21 protein-coding genes are annotated in these 23,427 nt (G+C 72.5%); 5 read left to right on the forward strand and 16 right to left on the reverse strand.

Annotated features, from left to right (window positions below; all coding sequences use genetic code 11):
• Positions 1-251: 251 nt before the first annotated feature.
• The 3 genes from AB0H81_RS14100 to AB0H81_RS14110 all read left to right on the forward strand — a co-directional run bounded on the left by AB0H81_RS14100 (position 252) and on the right by AB0H81_RS14110 (position 5,072).
• Complete coding sequence (locus AB0H81_RS14100) at positions 252-1,193, forward strand: hypothetical protein (RefSeq protein ID WP_358373819.1); 942 nt, start codon at positions 252-254, stop codon at positions 1,191-1,193.
• A 262-nt stretch (positions 1,194-1,455) separates the two neighbouring features.
• Entirely contained in the window at positions 1,456-3,177 is a 1,722-nt protein-coding gene (locus AB0H81_RS14105) for an ABC transporter ATP-binding protein (protein WP_358373822.1), read from the forward strand.
• Positions 3,174-5,072 (forward strand): ABC transporter ATP-binding protein, encoded by a 1,899-nt coding sequence (locus tag AB0H81_RS14110; RefSeq protein WP_358373825.1) that lies wholly within the window; start codon positions 3,174-3,176, stop codon positions 5,070-5,072. The genes AB0H81_RS14105 and AB0H81_RS14110 overlap by 4 nt, the downstream gene beginning before the upstream one ends.
• Before the next feature lie 268 nt (positions 5,073-5,340).
• Here AB0H81_RS14110 and AB0H81_RS14115 read toward each other — a convergent pair whose 3' ends face one another.
• The 10 genes from AB0H81_RS14115 to AB0H81_RS14160 all read right to left on the reverse strand — a co-directional run bounded on the left by AB0H81_RS14115 (position 5,341) and on the right by AB0H81_RS14160 (position 13,683).
• A complete protein-coding gene (locus AB0H81_RS14115; protein WP_358373828.1) occupies positions 5,341-5,649 on the reverse strand; it encodes a hypothetical protein in 309 nt (102 codons plus the stop codon).
• Positions 5,650-5,727: 78 nt separating this feature from the next.
• A complete protein-coding gene (locus AB0H81_RS14120) occupies positions 5,728-6,066 on the reverse strand; it encodes a DUF202 domain-containing protein (protein ID WP_358373831.1) in 339 nt (112 codons plus the stop codon).
• Between the two features lies 1 nt (position 6,067).
• The gene (locus AB0H81_RS14125) at positions 6,068-6,394 is read right to left on the reverse strand and encodes a DUF202 domain-containing protein (RefSeq protein ID WP_358373832.1); all 327 of its coding nucleotides are present in this window, start codon (positions 6,392-6,394) and stop codon (positions 6,068-6,070) included.
• 57 nt (positions 6,395-6,451) lie between these two features.
• On the reverse strand, positions 6,452-6,841 hold the full coding sequence (locus tag AB0H81_RS14130; protein WP_358373835.1) for a hypothetical protein: 390 nt from the start codon (positions 6,839-6,841) through the stop codon (positions 6,452-6,454).
• A 56-nt stretch (positions 6,842-6,897) separates the two neighbouring features.
• Entirely contained in the window at positions 6,898-8,184 is a 1,287-nt protein-coding gene (locus tag AB0H81_RS14135; protein ID WP_358373838.1) for an ABC transporter substrate-binding protein, read from the reverse strand.
• 14 nt (positions 8,185-8,198) lie between these two features.
• Positions 8,199-9,299, reverse strand: a complete 1,101-nt coding sequence (locus AB0H81_RS14140) for a branched-chain amino acid ABC transporter permease (protein ID WP_358373841.1) — start codon at positions 9,297-9,299, stop codon at positions 8,199-8,201.
• A gap of 62 nt (positions 9,300-9,361) precedes the next feature.
• Positions 9,362-10,249: a branched-chain amino acid ABC transporter permease gene (locus AB0H81_RS14145; RefSeq protein WP_358373844.1), complete on the reverse strand. Its 888-nt coding sequence runs from the start codon at positions 10,247-10,249 to the stop codon at positions 9,362-9,364.
• Positions 10,246-12,114, reverse strand: coding sequence for an AMP-binding protein (locus tag AB0H81_RS14150; protein WP_358373847.1), 1,869 nt, complete (start codon positions 12,112-12,114; stop codon positions 10,246-10,248). The genes AB0H81_RS14145 and AB0H81_RS14150 overlap by 4 nt, the downstream gene beginning before the upstream one ends.
• Before the next feature lie 34 nt (positions 12,115-12,148).
• Complete coding sequence (locus AB0H81_RS14155; RefSeq protein WP_358373850.1) at positions 12,149-12,925, reverse strand: ABC transporter ATP-binding protein; 777 nt, start codon at positions 12,923-12,925, stop codon at positions 12,149-12,151.
• Positions 12,922-13,683 carry an ABC transporter ATP-binding protein gene (locus AB0H81_RS14160; protein ID WP_358373852.1) on the reverse strand — a complete coding sequence of 254 codons (762 nt, stop codon included), beginning with the start codon at positions 13,681-13,683 and terminating at the stop codon, positions 12,922-12,924. Before AB0H81_RS14160 ends, AB0H81_RS14155 begins: the two co-directional genes overlap by 4 nt.
• A gap of 122 nt (positions 13,684-13,805) precedes the next feature.
• Between AB0H81_RS14160 and AB0H81_RS14165 the strand changes: the two genes are divergently transcribed.
• The gene (locus AB0H81_RS14165) at positions 13,806-14,063 is read left to right on the forward strand and encodes a UBP-type zinc finger domain-containing protein (RefSeq protein WP_358373855.1); all 258 of its coding nucleotides are present in this window, start codon (positions 13,806-13,808) and stop codon (positions 14,061-14,063) included.
• Here the strand turns inward: AB0H81_RS14165 and AB0H81_RS14170 are convergent.
• Together AB0H81_RS14170 and AB0H81_RS14175 are read right to left on the reverse strand one after the other, a co-directional pair.
• Positions 14,060-15,634 carry a Na+/H+ antiporter gene (locus AB0H81_RS14170; protein WP_358373858.1) on the reverse strand — a complete coding sequence of 525 codons (1,575 nt, stop codon included), beginning with the start codon at positions 15,632-15,634 and terminating at the stop codon, positions 14,060-14,062. The two genes, AB0H81_RS14165 and AB0H81_RS14170, sit on opposite strands and share 4 nt — an antisense overlap.
• A 253-nt stretch (positions 15,635-15,887) precedes the next feature.
• Positions 15,888-17,294, reverse strand: coding sequence for a hypothetical protein (locus tag AB0H81_RS14175; RefSeq protein ID WP_358373860.1), 1,407 nt, complete (start codon positions 17,292-17,294; stop codon positions 15,888-15,890).
• Between the two features lie 220 nt (positions 17,295-17,514).
• Here AB0H81_RS14175 and AB0H81_RS14180 point away from each other — a divergent pair, with 220 nt between their 5' ends.
• Positions 17,515-19,635 carry an ATP-dependent DNA helicase gene (locus AB0H81_RS14180; protein WP_358373863.1) on the forward strand — a complete coding sequence of 707 codons (2,121 nt, stop codon included), beginning with the start codon at positions 17,515-17,517 and terminating at the stop codon, positions 19,633-19,635.
• Between the two features lie 246 nt (positions 19,636-19,881).
• Here AB0H81_RS14180 and AB0H81_RS14185 read toward each other — a convergent pair whose 3' ends face one another.
• Genes AB0H81_RS14185 through aroC form a run of 4 tightly spaced genes read right to left on the reverse strand, consistent with a single transcriptional unit; the run spans position 19,882 to position 23,408 of the window.
• Positions 19,882-20,649, reverse strand: coding sequence for an SGNH/GDSL hydrolase family protein (locus AB0H81_RS14185; RefSeq protein WP_358373865.1), 768 nt, complete (start codon positions 20,647-20,649; stop codon positions 19,882-19,884).
• A 7-nt stretch (positions 20,650-20,656) separates the two neighbouring features.
• Positions 20,657-21,733 carry a 3-dehydroquinate synthase gene (gene aroB / locus AB0H81_RS14190; protein ID WP_358373868.1) on the reverse strand — a complete coding sequence of 359 codons (1,077 nt, stop codon included), beginning with the start codon at positions 21,731-21,733 and terminating at the stop codon, positions 20,657-20,659.
• Positions 21,730-22,230, reverse strand: coding sequence for a shikimate kinase (locus AB0H81_RS14195; protein WP_358373871.1), 501 nt, complete (start codon positions 22,228-22,230; stop codon positions 21,730-21,732). The genes aroB and AB0H81_RS14195 overlap by 4 nt, the downstream gene beginning before the upstream one ends.
• Positions 22,227-23,408 carry a chorismate synthase gene (aroC, locus tag AB0H81_RS14200; RefSeq protein WP_358373873.1) on the reverse strand — a complete coding sequence of 394 codons (1,182 nt, stop codon included), beginning with the start codon at positions 23,406-23,408 and terminating at the stop codon, positions 22,227-22,229. Before aroC ends, AB0H81_RS14195 begins: the two co-directional genes overlap by 4 nt.
• Positions 23,409-23,427: the final 19 nt, after the last annotated feature.

Consider the following 23,427-nt stretch of genomic DNA (forward strand, 5'->3'; position numbering starts at 1 on the left):
CGATCTTCCCCAGCCGCTCGTAGCCCAACGTCTCGTCCGTGTCGCGGGCCGAGTGCGCTCGGCGGTCCCAGTCGCGCAAGAGGCTCCAGGCGGCTATGGAGCTGCCCGCCGAGCCTGGCCGACCTACTCACGGGCTCCCGCCGACTTAGTCGAGGCGCCGGACCGTCCGCTCCGCGCGGGCGCGACGGCCGATTCGCACATGATCGTCCGCGCTCTACCGTGCTTGCGATCTCACGGAACGGAGTGCGCGGATGCACAGACTCCTCAGGTGCGGCCTGGCCGCGGTCATGTCCTCGGTCGTGGCCGCGGCGGCGCTGGCCGGCACCGCGGCGCCCGCCTCGGCGGAGCCCTCGCGCGGCGACGGGCGCCGCGTGACGCTGATGGTGCACGGGTTCGACCGCGAAGCCGACACCAACTGCGCGAGCTCCTGGCAGAACGCCAGGGACCTGCTCACCGCCAACGGGTGGACCGACGTCTACACGTTCGGGTACTACAACAAGAGCACGAACTGCGACATCAAGTTCAGTGGCACGACCGACACCCGCATCCAGGAGATCGGCCGCCAGCTCGCCTGGACCGTCTACTCGTCCTACTCCAGCCAGGGCGTCCCGGTGGACATCATGGCGCACTCCATGGGCGGCCTCATCGCCAAGGCCGCCATCGAGGGGGTCAACCGGTACGGCGTGGCGTCCACGGCCCCTGACCTGAGCGCCGTGTCGATGGACGCCCAGGACATCGGCGCGACGGCCTGGCCGAGCGGCTGGCCCCCGTACCTGTACATCGAGGACGTCGTCACCCTCGCCACCCCGCACAAGGGCATCAACACGGCCCTGGTGGACGCGTGCGCCATCACCCACGAGCAGTGCAGCGACATGCGTGACGGCAGCGGCTTCCTCAGGTGGCTGGGCGCCCAGCCGCCGTCGCAGATGGGGACGGACTACACCTTCCTCGCCTCCTCGTACGACGACACGGTCGCGAGGTCGTCGGCCACGAACGGCTACAGCGCGCACCACTGGAGCATCTACAACAAGAACAGCACCGGCGGGACGCTGAGCCACACGACGATGCGCACCACCGCGACCGGGCAGTGGCAGGCGCAGTGGGGCGGGTCGAGGACCACGGCCGGTTCGGGCACGTACGCCCCGCCGCTGGTGCAGGCCATGAACGCCCTCTACAGCCACGAGGCTTCCTGACCCAGGAAATGGCCACTTAATCGCCCATCAAATGCTCGAAAAAGGTAACTCGAGCGATATATCAGGTCCTATTCGGTTGTGCGGAGAAGGGCGGGAAAGCCGAGCACAACGGCCATGACGGCGCCCCTGACCCCCAGCGTGGCGGACCGAAAATGGGTTGATCCCACGTATTAGCCTGGTGGGGATGCCTCCCGATACACGCTCACCCCGCCGTCCCCTGCCCTTCTCACTGCCCGCGCTCTCAAGCCTCGCCCTGTGGCGGATGAAGCCCTACCTCCGTCCGTACGTGGGCAAGCTGGTGTTCATCTGGCTCGTCGCGATCCTGTCCATCGCCGCCAGCATCGCGCTGCCGCTCATCGGCAAGGACGTCGTCGACGGCCCCGTGCGCACCGGCGACTCCGGCGCCCTGCTGCCGCTCGGCCTGCTGGCGCTCGGCGTCGGGACCGCCGAGGCGGTGCTGATCTTCCTGCGCCGCTGGACCCAGGTCGGTCCCGTGCTCGGCCTGGAGACCCGCATCCGCGACGACCTGTACGCGCACCTGCAGCGCCTGCCGATGGCCTTCCACGGCGAATGGCAGTCGGGCCAGCTCCTGTCCCGCGCCACCACCGACCTGTCGACCATCCGCCGCTTCCTCGGCTTCGGCATGCTCTTCCTGGTCATGAACATCCTGCAGCTCATCACCGTCACGGTGCTGCTGCTGAACATGTACTGGCCGCTGGGGCTCCTCGTGGCCGCCTCCGCCGTGCCGATCGTGCTGGTGTCGAACCGCTTCGAGAAGCGCTACATCAAGATCTCCCGCCAGGTGCAGGACGAGCAGGGCGACCTCGCCACGCTCGTCGAGGAGTCGGCCATCGGCATCCGCACCATCAAGGCGTTCGGCCGCCGCCACCACGTCTACGACCGCTACGACGACGCCGCGCTCAAGGTGTACGGCACGTCGATGGACAAGGTGCGGCTGTCGGCCCGGTTCTTCACGTTCCTGGAGGTGATCCCGAACTTCACGCTGGCCCTGGTGCTGCTGCTGGGCGCGCTGGCCGTGGGCTCGGGCGCGCTGACGCTGGGCACGCTGGTCGCCTTCACCACGATGATGCTCCAGCTCGTCTGGCCCATCGCCAGCCTCGGCTACATCCTCGCGATGGCGCAGGAGTCGATGACCTCCGCCGACCGGGTCATGGAGGTCATGGACACGGCCCCGGCCATCCAGGGCGGCACCGCGGTGATCGAGAACCCGCGCGGCCACCTGCGCTTCGAGGGGGTCGAGTTCCGCTTCCCCGGCGCCGAGCAGCCGGTGCTGCGCGACGTCTGGCTGGAGGTGCGGCCCGGCGAGACCGTCGCGATCGTCGGCGCCACCGGCTCCGGCAAGACCACGATGACCGCGATGGTGCCCCGGCTCATCGACCCGACCGCGGGGCGCGTGACCATCGACGGCCACGACGTGCGCGACCTGACGCTGCCCGCCCTGCGCCAGGTGGTGGCCACCGCCTTCGAGGAGCCCACGCTGTTCTCGATGAGCGTGCGCGAGAACCTCACGCTCGGCCGCCACGACGCCACCGAGGAGGAGCTCGAGGACGCCATCCGCACCGCGCAGGCCATGTTCGTCCACGACCTGCCGTGGGGCCTCGACACCCGGATCGGCGAGCAGGGCATGTCGCTGTCCGGCGGGCAGCGGCAGCGGCTCGCGCTGGCCCGCGCCGTGCTGAGCCGACCGCGGATCCTCGTGCTCGACGACACGCTCTCGGCGCTGGACGTCGAGACGGAGGCGCTGGTCGAGCAGGCGCTGCGCCACGTGCTGCGCGACGCCACCGGCATCGTGGTCGCGCACCGCGCCTCGACCGTGCTGCTGGCCGACAAGGTCGCGCTGCTGTCGGGCGGCACGATCACCCACGTCGGACGCCACCACGAGCTGCTGGCCGAGGTGCCCGCCTACCGCGAGCTGCTCGCCCAGGACGCCGACCTCGACCCCTCGGAAGGAGCCCTGCGTTGAGCGCGGACGCCAACACGTCCACCGGCACGCCGGGCGACCCGGCTGACGGCACAGCCGGCGACCCGGCCGCCGAGGAGCCCGCCGTCGCCGACTGGCGCGGCGTCGCCTCCGAGGAGCAGGACGAGCTGTCCGAGAAGGTGTCGGTGCTGCTGCGGACCCGCTCGCGGCGGCTGCTCGGCGACCTGCTCTCGCCGCACCGCAAGGCGATCGCCCTGCTCACCGGCATCATCGTCGTCTCCAACGCGGCCGGCCTCGCCATCCCGTACCTGGTGAAGGTCGGCATCGACGCGGGCATCCCGCCGATGCTCAAGGGCAGCGGGCCCGCCACGCTGCTCACCGTCATCGGCGTGATCCTGGCCGCGGCGGTCACGCAGGCGCTCACCCGGCAGGCGTTCCTGCAACTGTCCGGCAAGATCGGGCAGGGCATCCTGCTGGAGCTGCGCCGGCGGGTGTTCGACCACTTCCAGCGGCTGTCGCTGAGCTTCCACGAGAAGTACACCTCCGGCCGCGTGATCTCCCGGCTGACCTCCGACATCGAGGCCATCGCCGAGCTGCTCCAGTCGGGCTTCGACAGCCTGGTGACCGCGGTCCTGACGCTGTTCGGCACGGCCGTGCTGCTGGTGGTGCTGGACGTGCACCTCGGCCTGGTGGCGCTGCTGCCGCTGCCCCTGCTGCTGCTGTTCACCCGCTGGTTCCGCCGCCAGTCGGCGATCGTCTACCGGCGCACCCGCGAGACCGTCGCCCTGGTGATCGTCCACTTCGTGGAGTCGATGACCGGCATCCGGGCGGTGCAGGCGTTCCGCCGCGAGCCGCGCAACCAGGAGATCTTCACCCGGCTCAACGACGACTACCGCGGCGCCAACGCCAGCAGCATGCAGCTCGTCGCACTGTTCATGCCGGGCATCAAGCTGATCGGCAACCTGACCGTGGGCGGCGTGCTGCTCTACGGCGGCTGGCTGGCGCTGCACGGCGAGGTCACGGTCGGTGTGCTGACCGCGTTCCTGCTGTACCTGCGCCAGTTCTACGAGCCGATGCAGGAGATCAGCCAGTTCTACAACACGCTGCAGTCGGCGGGCGCGGCGCTGGAGAAGCTGTCGGGCGTGCTGGAGGAGGAGCCGACCGTCCCGGAACCGCGCGACCCGCGGGCGCTGCCCGAGCCGCGCGGCGAGGTGCGCTTCGAGGGCGCCAGGTTCGCCTACGTCGAGGAGATGCCGATCCTGCCCACGTTCGACCTGACCATCCCGGCGGGCCAGAGCGTCGCGCTGGTCGGCGCGACCGGCGCGGGCAAGACGACGCTGGCCAAGCTGATCTCGCGCTTCTACGACCCGACGGGCGGCCGGGTGCTGCTCGACGGCGTGGACCTGCGCCGGCTGGACGAGGCGACGCTGCGCTCGGCCGTCGTCATGGTGACGCAGGAGAACTTCCTGTTCAGCGGCACGGTCGCCGACAACATCAAGTTCGGCCGGCCGGAGGCCACGGACCGGCAGGTACGCGAGGCGGCGCGGGCCATCGGCGCCCACGACTTCATCGCGGCGCTGCCCGACGGCTACGACACGGAGGTGGGCAAGCGGGGCGGCCGGATGTCGGCGGGCCAGCGGCAGCTCGTCGCCTTCGCCCGGGCCTTCCTCGCCGACCCGGCGGTGCTGATCCTGGACGAGGCGACCTCCAGCCTGGACGTGCCGAGCGAGCGCCTGGTGCAGCGGGCGCTGCGGACCATCCTGGCCGACCGGACCGCGCTGATCATCGCGCACCGGCTCTCGACCGTCGAGATCGCCGACCGGGTGCTGGTGATGGACCGGGGCGAGATCGTCGAGGACGGGCCGCCGGACCGGCTCGTCGCCGCCTCGGGCCGTTTCGCCGGGCTCCACCGGGCCTGGCTGGAGAGCCTGAGCTGAGCTGAACGCCCGCAACCCTGGTGAGAGGGCGCCCGCGCGCCGCGGTGCCGCCCTCGCCAGGCGGCGGGCTCGCCGGCGCCGCCGCCACGGGTTCCGTCAGGAGCGCGGGCGCCGTTTCGAGTCTCGGTCACGCGCGCGGACCGCCACAAGACGCGGATTGTGACACCGGAGGCTAGAAAATGCTCACCCGATGTCACGTTACATGAGCCGGAGTCATGTGATCGGGGCCCGGGGACGGCGCGTGCGGCCGTCCCAGGGCTCCGGTGGATCAGAGGAAGCGTGGCCGTTTCGGGACCGGGCTGAGCAGCGGCTTGTCGTCCGGCTGGCCGGGCTCCTGGGCCGGAATGAGCTCCGGATGACTCCTCAGATAGCCGTCGGGGAACGTGGTGGCCTGCTGGCAGTGGCAGCGGGGGCAGATCATGCCCTCGGTGGGCGGCGGGACGGCGACCCCGCCCTGGATCCAGACGACTCTCTCGTTGCCGTGACGGTCCTCGCCGTGCCTGACGAGGTACTCCTCTTCCCACACGTGCCAGCAGCGGCGGCATTCGAACGGTACTAGTCTGCGCACCTCTTCCATGGGTTCACCCCCTAGACCGAGTGTCATCCCACCGGGGCGTTTCCGGCAAGCCACCGTCGACGCCCCCACCAGCCCTGATCACGCGGTGAGCACGAACGCGAACGCACCCGCCACGGCGCACAGCGTGCCGATCCAGGCCAGCAGGGCGTCCACCCGGTTGTCGGTGGGCCGGCCGCCGTGCAGGGCCTCCTGCACCCGCCGGAAGCGCAGGCCGGTGCGCAGCAGCAGCACACCCCCGCACAGCGCGGCCAGCGCGAACCCGGCCGCGGTCGCCACCGGCAGCCCGTGCCGCAGGGTCAGCCCCGCGGCGGCGATCCCGCCCGTGGACAGCACCACGGCCGTGCGCACCCAGGCCAGCCGGGTGCGTTCGCTCTGCAACCCGGGGTCCCAGATGTCGTCAGGCGCCGGCCCCGACATGTCAGGCCGCGATCACGATGCAGACCAGGGCGATCACGGCGACCGCGGTCACCCCGGCCCCGAAGACGACCGCGAGGGCGGGCGGCGGCAGCGGCTCCTGCCTGCGCAGCGCGCGCTGGATGTTGCGCCAGCGCGGGTACGCCATGCCGGCGGCCAGCGCCGACAGCGTGACCAGGATGACGGCGAGCAGGGTGCGCGCCCACGGCACGAAGACGCCCTCCGGCACCGCGGCCATGGCCACCCCGCCCGCGCTGAGGGCCAGCGCGGTGCTGAGCCACGTCAGGAACGTGCGCTCGTTGGCGAGCGTGAAACGGGGATCCGGCTCCATACCTGTGAAGCTAATTCGTCCCCATTTCCCCTAGAGAAGCCGGGGTTGAGGCACGGTTCAACTACAGGCCTCGGCGACCTTCTTCAGGTAGGCGGCCGTGTCGGTGCCGACCTTCTGGGCGGCGTCCACCGCATCGTTGACGTCCTTGACGTCGATGCCCGCCAGCGTGCGCGCGAGGTCGTCGGTGGCCTCCTTGAGGGTGGTGTTGGCGGCCTTGTCGGCCACCTCGGTCAGCTTCTTGGAGGTGTCGTCGAGGGCCTTGTCCATCGCCTGGGGGTCGTCCTTGAGCTTGCCGAGCTCGCTGCCCAGGTCGGCGACGATCTTGGGCGCCTCCAGACATGCCTGGGTCTTGTCGATCGTGCTGTTGACCTCGGAGCAGCCGACGACGGTGACGGCGAGGGCGGCGACGGCGGCGAGGGCGGAGAACCGGGTCGTGAAGGGGCGCATATCGGTGACCCTACCCAACGGCCCGCCGCCGCGGCCCCGCGCGCGAAAGCCGGGGCTCACAGCTTGGCGAAGCAGGGCCCGTCGAAGGTGTGCGCCTTGGCCGTGGGGCCGACGTAGAAGTCCTTGACGATCGTCACGCCGGTCGGCGCCTTGTCGTCGACCTGGTTGACGATCGTCTGGCGGAAGGTGGCGGCGTTGGGGTCGTCGGCGTAGTTCCCGGCCTCGGGCGGCAGCATGCCCTCGTAGTCGACGGTCCTGAGCTTCTTGACTGCCGCGAGCAGGCCCTTGCGGCTGACGTCGCCACTGGCCACCATCCCCTCCAGCGCCGCCTTCAGGGGGTACGCCCAGGCCCAGCCCGAGCTGTAGCCGTCGTTGGGGGTGACACCGGGCAGCGCCTCGCGCATCGCCCGGTGGCCCGGCGTGTCGGCGTTCCAGGGCCGGCCCGGCGCCGACTGCTCGTACAGGGCCTTGAGCGCGGGCGCGGCGGGCGACTTGAGCAGGGCGGGGTTCCAGGTGGGTCCGGTGCCGATGAAGCGGCCCTTGAAGCCGGCCGCGGCGGCCTGGCCGACGATGGCGGCCGCGTCGGCGGGCCCGGTGGTGAGGATGACGAGGTCGGGCCTGCCCTTGGTGATCTCGGTGATCGCGCGGCCCTGCTCGGTGGCGCCCGAGGGCGTCTCGACGTCGGTGAAGGTCAGGCCGTTGCGCTGCGCGGCGATCTTCGCCCCGGCGGCGGCGTCGGCGCCGTAGTCGCCGGCCAGGTGGACGGCCATGACGCTCCTGGACTTGTGCGCCTCCATGGCGTAGTCGACGGAGTTCATCGCCTCGACGCAGTAGTTCGACCCTGACTCGATGATCACGTCCTCGAACTCCCAGGCCGACGTCCAGGAGGCGGGGGCGGCGACGACGCTGTTGGCCTTGAGGTCGCCGAGGATCGCCGCCGTGGTGGGCGAGCCGAGCGTCTGGGCCAGGGCGAGCACCCGGTCCTTGATCTCGTTGTAGACCTGCCGGTGGACCTCGGGGTTGTACTTGTTGTCGCGGACGTACGTGGTGACGTCCACCTCGTACTTCCCGCCGATGCCGCCCGCCTTGTTGACCCGGGCCCAGAACGCCTTCTGCGCGTCGGTGATCGGCACGGCGAGCGCCGCGAACGGCCCGGAGGTGAGGTCGGAGACGGTGCCCAGGTAGATGCAGCCCTTCTTCTTGTCCACGGCCGAGGGACAGGGCTCGGCCGTGACCCCCGGCGCGTGGACGTCCCCGCCCCGGTCGTCGTCGCCCCGGATGACGCCGCACGCGGGAACGAGCGTCACCAACGCGGCCCCCACCACCACGCAACGACTTCTCATGGGTCACCCCTCTTCTAGTAGGAGAACGGCCAGGACTTCCAGTACGCGCGGACCCGGACCCACAGCCCGAACAGGCCCCGCGGCTCGAAGACCAGGAACAGCACGATCAGCAGGCCGTAGAGCACGGTCTCGACCTGGAAGACGTTGGGCGTGCGCGTGGTGTCGGCGCTGACGACCGGCACCAGCGCGGGCAGCGTCCGGGTGAGCGGCTGGAGCAGGGAGATGAACAGGGCGCCCGCGATGGAGCCCGACACGGTCGCCACGCCGCCGATCAGCACCATGGCGATGAACTGCACCGACAGCAGCAGGCTGAACGAGCCCGGCTCCACGTACCCCGAGACGGTGTAGAGCAGGCCGCCCGCGCACCCGGCGTAGAAGGAGGAGACGCCGAACGCCAGCACCTTGTAGCGGGTCAGCGGCACCCCGATGACGGCCGCGGCGATGTCGCGGTCGCGGATCGCGGCGAACGCGCGGCCGACACGCGAGCGGGCCAGGTTGCGCGCCGCGACCGCGAAGAGCACGAGCAGCGCCAGCATCAGCACGTAGAGGACCTGCTCCTTGGTGCCGAGCGGCCCGTCCTGGTCCAGCGGGTAGCCGAGCAGCCGGGGCACGGCCGCCTCCCGGCCCACGCCGGGGCCGCCGGTCAGCGCCTTCCACTCCTTGAAGACGTGCTCGCCGAGGAAGACCAGGCCGAGCGTGACGACGGCCAGGTAGAGGCCGCGCAGCCGGGTGGCGAGCGGCGCGACGAGCACCCCGGCCGCCGCCGCGGCGAGCCCGGCCGCGGGCAGCCAGATCCAGATCTCCGCCACGCCGAACCCGAGGGTCCTGCCGCCGGGCGGCCCGGACAGCGCGGCGGCGGTGTAGGCGCCGATGGCCACGAAGAAGGCATGGCCGAGCGACACCTGCCCGGCGTACCCGGTGACGATGTTGAGCCCGATCGCGCCGATGGCCAGCGCGTACGCCCCGGCCAGCACCTCCAGCGACCGGTCGGCGAGCACCACCGGCAGCGCGAGGGCCAGCGCCACCAGCAGCCCCGCCCACAGCCGCTTGGCCGGCGTGTCGAGCAGCGCCATGTCCTGGGCGTAGGAGGTGTTCAGCAGCGGCCGGCCCCGCACCCGGCGAGACCGTCCGGTCGGTATGTCGGGGACGTCGGAAATCGTCCCGGATCGCTGATCCGTCACACGCGTTCGACCTCCCGGGTGCCGAACAGGCCGTACGGCCTGACCAGCAGGACCACCAGCATCACCACGTACGGAGAGACGACGGCGAAGTTCTGGCCCAGCCACGGCGCGTACTCGCCCTGGTACGACTGGAACAGCGACTCCACCACCCCGACGACCAGCCCCCCGGCCACGGCCCCGCCGAGCGAGTCGAGCCCGCCCACGATGATCGCGGGCAGCGCCTTGAGCGCGATCACCCACGTGGACTGCTCGATGCCCTGCCCGGTGCCCGCGAACGCGCCCGCGACGGCGGCCAGGAACCCCGCGATCGCCCACGACAGCGCGAACACCAGGCCCACCGAGATGCCCTGCGCGAGCGCCGTCTCCTGGTCGTGGGCCGCGGCGCGCATCGCCAGCCCGTAGCGGGTGTGGCGGAAGAAGGCGAACAGCAGGGCGACGAGCGCCGCCGTCACCGCGAGCATCGCGAGCCAGCGCTGCTGCACGACCAGCGGCCCCAGCTCGACCTGCGCGAACCCCCACGGGTCTCCCACCTGGCGGACGTCGCGGCCGATGAAGGCGTTGACCACGACCCGCAGGACCACGTCCACGCCCAGCGTGATGATCGCCACCACGAACGCGGGCCGCCCCACCATCGGCCGGATCGCCGTCCGCTCCACGCCCAGCGCCACCCCGGCGACCAGCAGCGCGGCCAGCGGCACGGCCAGGTAGAAGCCCGTCGTCTCGGCCAGGTAGCTGACGGCCACGCCGCCGGCCAGCATCAGCGCCGGCTGCGCGAAGCTGATCACCCGGGTCGCCTTGTAGATGATGACGAAGCCGAGGGCGAGCAGCGCGTACACCGAGCCGTTGCCCAGCCCCCTGATGACCGTCTCCACCAGCCCCTTCACCGCGCGTACATCCCTTCGACCAGGTCCTCGAACAGCTTCACGACGGCGGCCCGCTTGACCTTCTGGGTGGCGGTCAGCTCGCCGTCCTCGTGGTCGAGCTCCTTGGGCAGGAACGCGAAGCGCTTGACCTGCTCGGCGCGGGCCAGGCGGGCGTTGACCGCGTCCACGACGCCCTGGACCAGCTCGCGGGTCTCCGGCCGCTCCGACAGGTCGCGGTAGGTGGTGTAGGGGATGCCGCGCCGCCGCGCCCACTCCCCCACCGTGTCGGGCTCGATGCCGACGAGCGCGACGAGGTAGGGCCGCCGGTCACCGACGACGACGGCCTCCTTGACGTACGGCGACGCCTTCAGCGCGTTCTCGATCTCGCTGGGCGCGACGTTCTTGCCGCCCGCGGTGATGATGATGTCCTTCAGCCGGTCGGTGATCCGCACGTGCGTGCCGTCCACCAGCTCGCCCACGTCGCCGGTGTGCAGCCAGCCGTCCGGGTCGAGGACGGCCTCGGTCGCCTCGGGCCGGCCCCAGTAGCCGGCGAACGTGCCGGGATGCCGGGTGAGGATCTCGCCCGTCGCCTCGTCGATCCGCAGCTCCACGCCGGGGTGCGGCTCGCCGACCGTGCCGAGCCGGATCCGGCCGGGCCGGTTGGCGGTGGCGATGGCGGTGTTCTCGCTCATGCCGTACAGCTCATGCATGGGCACGCCGATGCCCATGAAGAACCTGAGCACGGCCGGCGCGATGGGCGCGGCCCCGGAGGCGGCGTAGCGGACGTGGCGCATGCCGAAGCGTTCGCGCAGCGCCCGGTAGCAGCACACCCACCCGGCCGCGTACGCCAGCCGGGTGGCGAGGGTGTGGCGTCCGCCGGTGCTCGCCAGCGTGTCGCCCACCCGGTCGGCCACCCGCAGCCAGAAGCCGGTGACGGCCCGCTTGAGCGGGGTGGCCGAGGTACGCCGGATGTCGATCTGGGCGAGCACCTTCTCCCAGATGCGCGGCACGCCGAACAGGATCGTCGGCTGCACCTCGCGCAGGTTGGCCTGGACGGTGTCGATGGACTCGGCGAAGTTCACCTGCACGCCGGAGGCCGCGTTGAACCAGACGGTGAAGGCCCGCTCGGCCACGTGGCACAGCGGCAGGTACGACAGGACCAGGTCGCGTTCGGAGGGCGGCGGCGAGGTGAAGCCGCCGCCGGTCACCAGCGTCTCCACCGCGTACTCCACGTTGCGGGCCGTGAGCATGACGCCCTTCGGCGGCCCGGTCGTGCCGGAGGTGTAGATGAGCGTCATCACGTCGCCGGGGTCGGCGGCGGCCATGCGCCCGGCGACCGCGCCGGGATGATCGGCGCGGTGCCGCGCGCCGAGGGCCAGCAGCTCGGGCCAGGCCATGAGGCGCGGGTCGTCGTAGCGGCCGCGGATGCCGCGCGGCTCCAGGTAGACGACGTGCCGCAGGTCCGGGCATCGGCCGAGGACGGCCAGCGCCTTGTCGGCCTGCTCCTGGTCCTCGGCGACGAGGATCCGGGCGCCGCAGTCGGCGAGGAGGTAGGCCACCTCGTCGGCCGGGTTGGTCGGGTAGAGGCCGACGGTGACGCCGCGCACCGCGACCGTGCCGAGATCGGCGTAGAGCCACTCGGGACGGTTCTCGGAATGGACGGCCACCCGGTCGCCCGGCTCCACGCCGAGGGCGAGCAGCGCGTGCGCGACCAGCTCCGCCCGGTCCCAGTAGCCGGCCCAGGTGACCTCGCGCCAGACGCCGAGGTCCTTGTGCCGCATCGCGACCGCGCCAGGCGCGGACCGGGCCCGCGCGCGCACCCGGGTCGCGATCGTGGTCATCGTGCCGGTCGCCGCCTGGCTGACCGGGGCGCTCGGCGCCGTCATGCGGCACCTCCCGGGCGGGCGCGGGTCGGCGCCGTCACGCGGCACCTCCCAGGTACGCCCGGATCACGGCCGGGTCGCCGCGCACCTCGGCCGGGGTGCCGAGCGCCACGGGCCGCCCGAAGTCGAGTACCAGCACCCGGTCGGCCAGGTCCATCACCAGGCCCATGTCGTGCTCCACCATCACGATGGGCACGCCCAGCTCGTCACGCACGTCCAGGACGAACCGCGCCATGTCCTCGGTCTCCTCCACGTTCATCCCGGCCACCGGCTCGTCGAGCAGCAGCAGGCGCGGCTCCATGGCCAGCGCCCGGCCCAGCTCGACCCGCTTCTGGATCCCGTACGGCAGCAGCCGCACCGGGTGGCGCCGCCACGGCTCCAGCTCCAGGAAGTCGACGATCTCCTCCACCCGCTCGCGGGCCGCGAGTTCGGCCCGGCGCGCCCGGCCGAACCACAGGACGGCCGCCGCGGCGCCGTAGCGGAAGTGGTGGTGGCGCCCGAGCATGAGGTTGTCCAGGACCGTCAGGTTGTGGAACAGCTCGACGTTCTGGAACGTGCGCGCCATGCCCCGCGCGGCGATCTGGTGCGGCCGCAGCGCCAGCAGGTCCTCCCCGAGGAAGGTGACCCGGCCCCGCTGCGGCCGGTAGACGCCGGACAGCACGTTGAAGACCGACGTCTTGCCGGCGCCGTTCGGCCCGATGACCGCCAGCAGCTCGGACGGGCGCACGTCGAAGGTGACGCCGTCGATGGCCGTGACCCCGGCGAAGCCCAGCCGGACGTCCTGGAACCGGAGCACGGGCTCGGCCCCGCTCACGACAGCCACCTCTTCCTGCGCCTGTAGTGCTTGACGTCGCGGAAGGAGCGGACCGCCCCCAGGTAGAACTCCTTGATGTCGTCGTCGGCCAGCAGCTCACCGGCCGGCCGGTCCATGACGATCTTCCCGGTCTCCATGACGTAGCCGTGGGTCGCGATGGACAGCGCCATCCGGGCGTTCTGCTCCACCAGCAGCACCGTGGTGCCCTGCCGGTTGATCTCGACGACCAGGTCGCGCACCTGCGCCACCAGCGACGGGGCCAGGCCCAGGCTCGGCTCGTCCAGCAGCAGGTAGCGGGGGCCCGCCATGAGCGCGCGGCCGATCGCGAGCATCTGCTGCTCGCCGCCCGACAGGTAGCCGGCCGTGGCCGCCCGCCGCTCGCGCAGCAGGGGGAACAGGTCGTAGACCCGGTCCAGGTGGGAGACGCGGGCGGTGTGGCCGCCGGCCCGCAGGTTCTCCTCCACGGTGAGCTCGCCCAGGATGCGCCGGCCCTCCATGACCTGGCTGACGCCCCGCCGGACGATCTGAGCCGGCCGCAGGTGGTGGACGGGCTCACCCTCCAGCATGACCGAGCCCTTGACCACCTCGCCGTCGTGGACGCCGAGCAGCCCCGACACGGCGCGTAACAGGGTGGTCTTGCCGGCGCCGTTCGCGCCGAGCAGCGCGACGACCGACCCCGGCGGCACGCTCAGGCTCACCCCGCGCAGCACCAGCATCACGTCGTCGTAGACGACCTCGAGATTGCGCACCTCCAGCACCCGGGCTCCTCGGCACAGTGGTCCAGGTCACATCCCCGATGTGCACAATCTCCACTGTCACCCCGCCGTCAGCAAGGGGTGCGGGAGCACCGATATGAGAGTGGAGTTCTAGGATTTCGTCTATGGCAACTTGTGAACATCTTTCGCAGGCGGCGGATCCGGTGCCCCGCACCCCGGAAGGGTGCGAGGAGTGCCTGGCCGTGGGCGGCCGGTGGGTGCACCTGCGGCGCTGCCTCGACTGCGGGCACATCGGCTGCTGCGACTCCTCGCCCGGCAAGCACGCGACAAAGCACTTCCACGAGGTCGCCCACCCGGTCGTCCAGTCGTACGAGCGGGGCGAGCAGTGGAAGTGGTGCTACGTCGACAACGCGATGGGTTAGCGCTCCAGGATGGCCTCCTCGAAGTCGAGCTGGGCCATCACCTCACGCAGCACCTCGTCGTCGAGGCTGCGCTCGTCGCGCAGCCTGACGAACACCTCACGCTCGGCACGCAGCATGTCGCGCCGCAGGCGGCGGTAGAGCGCGCTGGGCGTCTCCGCGCCGCCCTGCGCCGTGCCGCCGCCCAGACGCTCCCAGGCGGTGAGCGAGCGCCGCCACGACTTCTCCTTGAGCTGGTCGATGACCTGCTTCTGGATCTCGTCCGGCTCGCCGTCCTCGGTCTCCATGGCCCGGTCGAGCGCCTCCAGGCCCGCGGTGAGCGCCGCCTGCTGGGCGCTGGCCTCGGCCAGCAGGTCCTGGTAGCGCTCCTCCTCGCTGGACACGCGCAGCCGCCGGATCAGCGCGGGGAACGACAGCCCCTGCACCAGCAGCGTGCCGATCACGGTGGTGAACGTCAGGAACAGCAGCATCGGCCGGCCCGGCACGTCGTCCGGGATGGAGAACGCGGCGGCCAGCGACACCACGCCCCGCATGCCGGCCCAGCTCACGATCACCACCTGCGCGGGCGCGGGCCTGTCATCGCCACGCCGCAGCAGCCTCGGCACGTACGCCGCGGGGAACATCCACGCGAAGCGCACCAGCACCGTCACCAGGAACACCGCGCCCGCGTACAGCGCCAGCTCGATCGCCCCGTAGGCGTTGACGCCCCGCACGACCGTCACGAGTTGAAGGCCGATCAGCGCGAACACGATCGTCTCCAGGAAGAAGTCGGTCACCTTCCACACCGACGCCGACACCAGCCGCGAGCCGAACCCGCGCAGGTGCATCTGGTTGCCCAGGTAGAGGCCGACGATGACCACGGAGATCACGCCCGAGGCGTGGGCCGACTCGGCCGCGAGGTAGGCGGCGAACGGGATGAGCAGCATGAGCGTGTTCTCGACCAGCGAGTCGCGGGTGTGCCGGAACACCCAGGCGAACGCCAGCGCCAGCGCCAGGCCGATGCCCACGCCGGCCACCGTCGCGTACACGAACTCGCCGGCCGCCATGGCGAGGTCCACGGTGGCGCCCGTGGCCGCGCCGATGGCCACCCGGTAGGCCGTCAGGGCGGTCGCGTCGTTGAACAGGCTCTCGCCGATGAGGATCGTCAGCGTCCGGCGCGGCAGGCCCAGCCGCCGGCCCACGGCGACCGCCGCCACCGCGTCGGGCGGCGCGACGATCGCGCCCAGCGCGAACGCCGCCGCCAGCGGCAGCTCGGGCAGCAGCAGGTGGACGGCCATGCCGACGGCGGCCGTCGTGACCAGCACCAGGCCCACCGACAGCAGCGCCACCGGCCGCCACACGTCGCGCAGCCGCAGGTAGGAGCTGTCGAGCGCGGCCGAGTAGAGCAGCGGCGGCAGGAACACGAACAGCACCAGCTCGGGGTCGAGCGGGATGGCCGGGACCACCGGCGACACGATCAGCCCGGCCGCCACGAGCAGCAGCGGCGCCGGCCAGCCTCTGCGGCGCGCCACGGCCGCCACGGCCACGGCGCCGCCGGCCACGAGGAGCAGCTGGAGTCCCGTGGTCGCGTTCACCGGGCACGCCCAGGGGAGGGCGCGGGACGATGGGACACTTCAGGCCCTCCTCGGCGACGGGTCGGGGCGCGGTCCCCGCTGCGCGCGGGGACGGCCCGGCCCACCGCCGGGACGGTCTCCCCGCCGGGGGAACGCATCGGTCTCCATCATGCCGTGCCCGCCCGCGACGGGGTCACGTGCCTCCCGCCAGGACCGCCCCGCAGGGTGTCACCCGGTCAGCGGGCCGGTCCTGGGCACGCCCGGGTGCCGCGCGTCACCAGTCGCGGCGGTCGTCCCGGTCGTCGTACTGCTGGTCCGGCCGCAGGCGCTCGCCCGTGGAGAACATGGGGTCACCGACGTACGGGCGCGAGAGCTGGCCGTCCTGCCGGTACCCCTGCCCCTGCTCGGGGGTGCCCAGCGCGAGCAGCGGGTCCACCGGGTTGGCGGGCGGCGGGTAGACCGGGTAGTCCTGGCCGGCGTAGTCGCGGGCCGGGGAGGGCTGGTCCAGGGAGGCGTAGCCGTCGCGGACCCGGTAGGAGTCGCCGCTCTGGTACGGCTCCTGCTGCGGGTACGGGTCCGGCTCGGCGCGGCGGGCGGCGGCCCGCTGGGGCATGGAGCGGCGGCGCCCGGCGCCGGGGATGCCGTGCATGGGCGTGCCCAGCCCGGCGGCACCAGGGTCGGCCGCGGGCGCGGCGCCGCGGCCCTGCTGCTGGTATCCGAGGTCGTCGTGGGCGTAGCGGTCCTGGCCGTGCCGGTCCTGTCCCCGCCCGCCGAACGGGTCGGACGCCTGTGACGGGAAGCCGAGCGGGTCGGTGGAGTGGGGCGGCGCCTGCCGCTCGCCGGGAAGCTGGTAGCGGCGCTCACCGGCGACCGGGTGCGGGCCGGAGAAGGGGTCTGGGTCGAGGGTGTACTGCGGGCCGCTCGGGGTGTCGTCCACGTACTGCGGGCCGGTGAACGGCTCCGACCGCTGCGGATCGGCGTACTGCTGGCCGGAGTAGGAGCGGCCGGCGCCCGGGTCGGCGTACTGGGGGCCGGTGAAGGGCTGCCGCTCGCCGTACTGGCCGGGGTCGGCGTAGGGCGAGGAGTCGCCGTACTGGCCGACGGAGGTGTCGGCGTACGGGGAGGAGTCGCCGTACTGGCCGGCCGAGGTGTCCGCGTACGGCGAGGAGTCACCGTACTGGCCGGCCGAAGTGTCCGCGTACGGCGAGGAATCGCCGTACTGGCCGGCGGAGGAGTCGCCGTAGGGGTCGCGCTGGGCGGGCGGCTCGCTGTAGGAGGCCACCAGCTTGTCCTGGCGCGGCGGGGTGCCGCGCGCGACCAGCACGTCGCTGGGCGACAGGGTCGCCGTGGGGCGCTCCTCGGGCTGCTGCTGCGCCGGCGGGGGCGTGAGGGTCTGCGGCCGCTGGTACTGGCCGGTGCCCGGGATCACCTCGGTGCCCGGGTCCTGCTGGGCGGGCACGGCCGGCTGCTCGCCGGTGGCCTCCGCGAAGCCGTCGTCGAGGGTGTCGAGGAGACGTCCGACGTCGTCCATCGGCATGCGGAAGCTGGCGGTGCACATCTCTCCCCGCCAGAGGCTGAGAACGAGGGTGCCCTCGTGCCAGGTGACCCGGAGACACCGCTCCTGCCCCCGGGCATCGAAGAACACTTCGCCGAACGACGGCAACGGGACAACTTCCGACATAGGGGACATCCTGCGATAACCAGCCCTTATTCGTCCACTCAACCCCGGGTAACTCTACTTAACCGGATTTACCATCCCCATCCTGGACCCATCCGGTCACAGTAGGAAGACCAGTTGGAGTCCCGGTCGTTCAGTGTGCCATGCGGGCCGCCGGGTGTGTCCCCCGAACGCCGGGATGCGCATGGCCGATCACACCGCGTTCGGCGCCGGGGACCCGCGAATGCGGGTAGCGTTTACTGCCGTGCCGGACTCCCATCTCCCGTCAGTCGACGAACTGCTCAGCATCGCGGTCAACGCTCTCGGAGGGAGCGAGCGGCAGGGCCAGATCACGATGGTCGGCGCCGTCCAGCGGGCCATCGAGCGCAAGGAGCACCTCGCCGTCCAGGCCGGCACGGGCACCGGCAAGTCGCTCGCCTACCTGGTCCCCTCGATCCGGCACGCCATGGACGCCGACAAGCCCGTGGTGATCTCCACCGCGACCATCGCGCTGCAGCGTCAGCTCGTCGACCGTGACCTGCCGCGCCTGTCCGAGGCGCTGGCCAAGGAGCTGCCGCACGCGCCGACGTTCGCCATCCTCAAGGGCCGGCGCAACTACCTGTGCCGCTACAAGGCGACCGCCGGCTGGCCCGAGGAGGACGAGCAGGACCAGCTGTTCGACCCGCGCGAGGTCAGCGCCACGGGCCGCATGGTCCAGCGCATCCAGGAGTGGGCCGAGGAGACCGAGACCGGCGACCGCGACGAGCTGGTGCCCGGCGTCAGCGAGCAGGCGTGGCGGCAGTTCTCCGTCAGCGCGCAGGAGTGCCTGGGCGCCAGCCGCTGCCCCAGCGGCGCCGAGTGCTTCGCCGAGATGGCCCGCGCCCGCGCCGGCGAGGTGGACGTCGTCGTCACCAACCACGCGCTGCTGGCCATCGACGCCATGGGCGACCTGCCGGTGCTGCCCGAGCACGACACGGTCGTGGTCGACGAGGCCCACGAACTGGTCGACCGGGTGACGTCCGTGGTGACCGGGGAGCTGTCGGAGACGTCGGTCATGCTGGCCGTACGACGGGTGGGGCGGCTCATCGAGCAGCCGATCGCCGACCAGCTCATGGAGGCCGGCGAGGACCTCAAGGCGCTGCTGGCCGCCGCGCCCGCGGGCCGGATCGACGAGTTGCCGCAGGTGCTCGGGCTGACGCTGGCGCTGGTGCGCGACGCCGCGGCCCGCTGCGTCACCGCGCTCGGGCCGCGCGGCGCCGACAAGGACGACCCCGACCGCGCCGGCCAGCGCAAGGCCGCGTTCACGGCGCTGGACGAGGTGCACGACACGGCGGTGCGCATGCTGGAGGCCTACGGCCACGCCTCCGAGACCGACCGGGCCGAGGTGGTCTGGCTCGACGCGGGCACCGACCGGCGCGCGCCCACGCTGCGCGTCGCGCCGCTGGGCGTGGGCGGCATGCTGCGCGAGCGGCTGTTCGGTGACCGCACGGTGGTGCTCACCTCGGCCACGCTGGCCCTCGGCGGCACCTTCGACGGCATGGCCCGCCAGTGGGGTCTGGTCGGCCCGAGCGCCAACGGCCCCGACACCGGCGCCTCCGCCACCGATGCCGGCCCGGCCTCCGGCTCCGGCTCCGGCTCGGGTTCCGGCTCAGGCTCGGGTTCCGGGGAGGGGCAGCGGGGCGGGCGTGCCGCCGAGTGGCAGGGCATCGACGTGGGCTCGCCGTTCGACCACCAGCGCGCGGGCATCCTGTACGTCGCCAAGCACCTCCCCCAGCCTGGCCGCGACGGCCTGCCCGAGGCGTACCTCGACGAGATCACCGAGCTGATCGAGGCGGCCGGCGGACGGACGCTCGGCCTGTTCTCCTCGATGCGGGCCGCCAAGGCCGCCACCGAGGCGCTGCGCGACCGGCTGGACGTCCCGCTGCTGTGCCAGGGCGACGACTCGACGATGCTGCTGGTCAAGCAGTTCGCCGAGGACGAGCCGACCTGCCTGTTCGGCACGCTGTCGCTGTGGCAGGGCGTGGACGTCCCGGGACCGTCGCTGCGGCTGGTCATCATCGACCGGGTGCCGTTCCCCCGCCCGGACGACCCGCTCACCTCCGCCCGGCAGCGCCACGTCGCGGCCAAGGGCGGCAACGGGTTCATGTCGGTCGCCGCCACCCACGCCGCGCTCCTGCTCGCCCAGGGCACGGGCCGGCTGCTGCGCTCGCAGCACGACAAGGGCGTCATCGCGGTGCTCGACCCCCGGCTGGCCACGGCCCGCTACAGCGGTTTCCTGCTCGGGTCGCTGCCGCCGTTCTGGCGCACCACCGACCCGGCCGTCCCGCGCGCCGCCCTCAAGCGCCTGTCGAGCGAGCCGTCCTGACGACGTCCTGAGCTCGGCGGCGCGGCCTCGCCCGCATGACCGGCCCACGGCTCACCCACGCACGGGAAACGCGCGCCTTCTTCTGGGCTCAGGGGCGCGCTCCCGGGTGCCGAGGCGCAGGAGATCCCCGCCCTCAGGCGTCCTCCCGCGCGAGCCTCGCTCTCCCGACGCCGCACTCATCGCCCCGGAAGCACCTCAACCCCGTGCGGTGGCCCGGATGGGACGTCAAGGGACCTCGGAAGGACGTCAGGGGGCGTCGGGAGTCCAGGGGGCGAGGTCGGGGCGCTTGGGGTCGAGGCCGTCGCCCGAGGAGGTGCCGCGCAGGCGGCGTCCCACCCACGGCACCAGGTACTCGCGCACCCACTGGGCGTCCTCACGCCGGCGTACCCGGGGGTCGGCCGTGCGCTCCGGCCACACCTTGCGCCAGTCGTCGAACGGCACCCCCAGCACGTCGAGCACGCGGGCCGCGACCAGCCGGTGGCCGTCCTCGTTCATGTGCAGCCGGTCCTCGCTCCAGGCCCGCCAGTCGCGCAACCCCTGCATCGACCACTGGTCGACCAGCTTGCACCCGTACAGGTCGGCGATCGAGCGGATGTGCAGGTAGAAGATCGCGAAACGGCCGCGCAGGCGCCGCATCAGCGGCGTGTCACGCGGATCGACGCCCGTGAACAGCAGCACGTCGGCCCCGCACGCCCGCAGCTCGCGCACGGCCCGGGCGAGGGTCTTGGCCATGACGTCGGGGTCGCTGCCCGGCCGGAGCAGGTCGTTGCCCCCGGCGCACAGGCTCACCAGGTCGGGCGCCATCTGCACGGCCAGCGGCACCTGCTCCTCGACGATCTGGTCGAGCAGCTTGCCGCGCACCGCGAGGTTGGCGTAACGGAAGGAGGGGCTGTCCTCGGCCAGGCGCTCGGCGACCCGGTCGGCCCAGCCGCGGAAGCGGCCGTCGGGGCCGGGGTCGTTGAGCCCTTCGGTGAAGCTGTCGCCGAGCGCGACGTAGGAACCGTAGTGTCTCATGACGGCGTCAGCGGGAGATCTCCTGGTAGGCGGCTTCGAGCAGCTCCTCGGACGGGTCCTCCAGGCGGCCCGGCTGGGCCAGGCCGTCGAGGACCACGAAGCGCTGCTTGGCGCCGCGGTTCTTCTTGTCCAGCCGCATGTGGTCGCGCAGGCGCGGCCAGGCGTCGGCGCGGTAGCCGGTGGGCAGGCCGACGGCGGTGAGGATGGACCGGGTGCGCTCGACGAGGTCGGCGCCGATCCGGCCGTCGAGGCGGGACAGCTCGGCCGCGTAGACCATGCCGATGGCGATGGCCTCGCCGTGGCGCATGTGGTAGTGCTCGGCGCGTTCGATGGCGTGGCCGAGGGTGTGGCCGTAGTTGAGGATCTCGCGCAGCCCGGCCTCGCGCAGGTCGGCGCCCACGACGTCGGCCTTGACCTGGATCTTGCGTTCGATCAGCTCGCGCGTGTGCCGGCCCTCGGGCCGGGTGGCGTCGGCCGGGTCCTGCTCGACCAGGTCGAGGATGACCGGGTCGGCGATGAACCCGCCCTTGATGATCTCCGCCAGGCCCGCCACGTAGTCGGCGCGCGGCATGCTGGCCAGCGTCGTCAGGTCGCACAGCACGCCGGCGGGCGGCAGGAACGTGCCGACGAGGTTCTTGCCCTCGGGCGTGTCGATGCCGTTCTTGCCGCCGACGGCGGCGTCGACCATGGCGAGCAGCGTCGTCGGCACCAGCACCACCTGGATGCCGCGCAGCCACGTGCCCGCCACGAACCCCGCCAGGTCGGTCGTGGCCCCGCCGCCGACGCCCACCACGGCGTCGGAACGGGTCACGCCGTAACGGCCGAACGCCGACCACAGCTGCGCCGCGACCTCGACGGTCTTGGCCTGCTCGCCGTCGGGCACGGGCAGCGCCACCACGTCGAACCCGGCGTCGGACAGCGACGCGCACACCGGGCGGGCGATCTCCGGCAGCCCGGCCGGGTGGACCACGGCGACCGTGCGCACCCCCGGCTTGAGCAGCGCCGGCAGCTCGCCCAGCACGCCCGCGCCGACCACCACGTCGTACGGGCTGTCGCCACGCACGGTGATCCTGGTCGCGGTCATGACGCCAGCCCCTTCACGATCTCGTCGGCCAGCTCCTCCGGGGCGCGCTGGTCGGTGACGACGGTCAGGACGGCGAGCCGCTCGTAGACGGGCCGCCGCTCCTCCATGAGCTTCTTGAGCCGGCTGCGCGGGTTGAGCACCAGCAGCGGCCGCGCCGAGGCGAGACCGACCCGCTGCACCGCGTCGGCCAGGCCCACCTGGAGGTAGACGACGGGCTGACCGGCGAGCAGCGCCTGCGTCTCCTCGTTGAGCACGGCGCCGCCGCCGAGCGACAGCACCCCGTCGTGCTCGGCCAGGGCCCGGCGGACGGCCTCGTGCTCCAGCTCGCGGAAGCGCTCCTCGCCGTCCTCGACGAAGATGTCGGAGACGGGCTTGCCGGCGACGGCCTCCACGTCGGCGTCGGTGTCGCGGAAGGCGACGCCGAGCCGCGCGGCGAGCAGGCGGCCGAGGGTGGTCTTGCCGGACCCGGGCGGTCCGATCAGCACGGCTCTGATCACTTGATCACCATGGAGGAGAGGTAGCCGGACAGGTTGCGGGCGACTTCCTCGACGGAGTCGCCGCCGAACTTCTCGAGCGCGGCGTCGGCCAGGACGAGCGCCACCATCGCCTCGGCCACGATGCCCGCGGCCGGGACGGCGCACACGTCGGAGCGCTCGTGGTGGGCCTTGGCGGCCTCGCCGGTCCTGACGTCGATCGTGGCCAGCGCCCTCGGCACGGTCGAGATGGGCTTCATGGCGGCACTGACCCGCAGGACCTCGCCGTTGGTCATGCCGCCCTCGATGCCGCCCGCGCGGTTGGTGACGCGCTTGACGCCGTTCTCGGTGGTGTACTCGATCTCGTCGTGGGCGCGGGAGCCGGGCCGGCGGGCCGTCTCGAACCCGTCGCCGACGGCCACGCCCTTGATCGCCTGGATGCCCATGAGCGCCCCGGCCAGCCGGGAGTCGAGGCGGCGGTCCCAATGGGTGTAGCTGCCGAGACCGGGCGGCAGGCCGTAGGCGAGCACCTCGACGACGCCGCCGAGCGTGTCGCCGTCCTTGTGCGCCTGGTCGATGACGGCGACCATGGCGGCGCTGCCCTCGGGGTCGGAGCACCTGACCGGGTCGTCGTCGATCCGGGCCAGGTCGCCCGGACCGGGCAGGGTCTCGGCCGGTGTCCTGGCGCCGCCGATCTCGGTGACGTGGCTGACGATGTCGACGCCGAGCGCCTGCTTGAGGAAGCGCCTGGCCACCTCGCCGAGAGCCACCCGGGCCGCCGTCTCGCGGGCGCTGGCCCGGTCGAGGACCTGCCGCGCGTCGTCGAACCCGTACTTCTGCATGCCCGCCAGGTCGGCGTGGCCCGGCCGGGGCCGCGAGCGCGGCGCGTTGCGCGCCAGCCCCTCCAGCTCGGCCGGGTCGACCGGGTCGGCGGCCATGACCTTCTCCCACTTCGGCCACTCGGTGTTGCCGACGCGCACGGCGACCGGGCTGCCCATGGTGCGGCCGTGGCGGACGCCGCCGACGATCGTCACCTGGTCCTGCTCGAACTTCATCCGGGCGCCGCGGCCATAGCCGAGACGGCGGCGGCGCAGCGCCTCGTCGATGGCGGCCGTGGTCACCTCGACCCCGGCCGGCAGGCCCTCCATGACGGCAACGAGCTCCGGCCCGTGGGACTCTCCGGCGGTCAACCAGCGCAACATGCGTACAAGTCTTCCACGT

Source organism: Nonomuraea sp. NPDC050691, assembly GCF_040654455.1.
In the GTDB taxonomy this organism is placed as follows: domain Bacteria; phylum Actinomycetota; class Actinomycetes; order Streptosporangiales; family Streptosporangiaceae; genus Nonomuraea.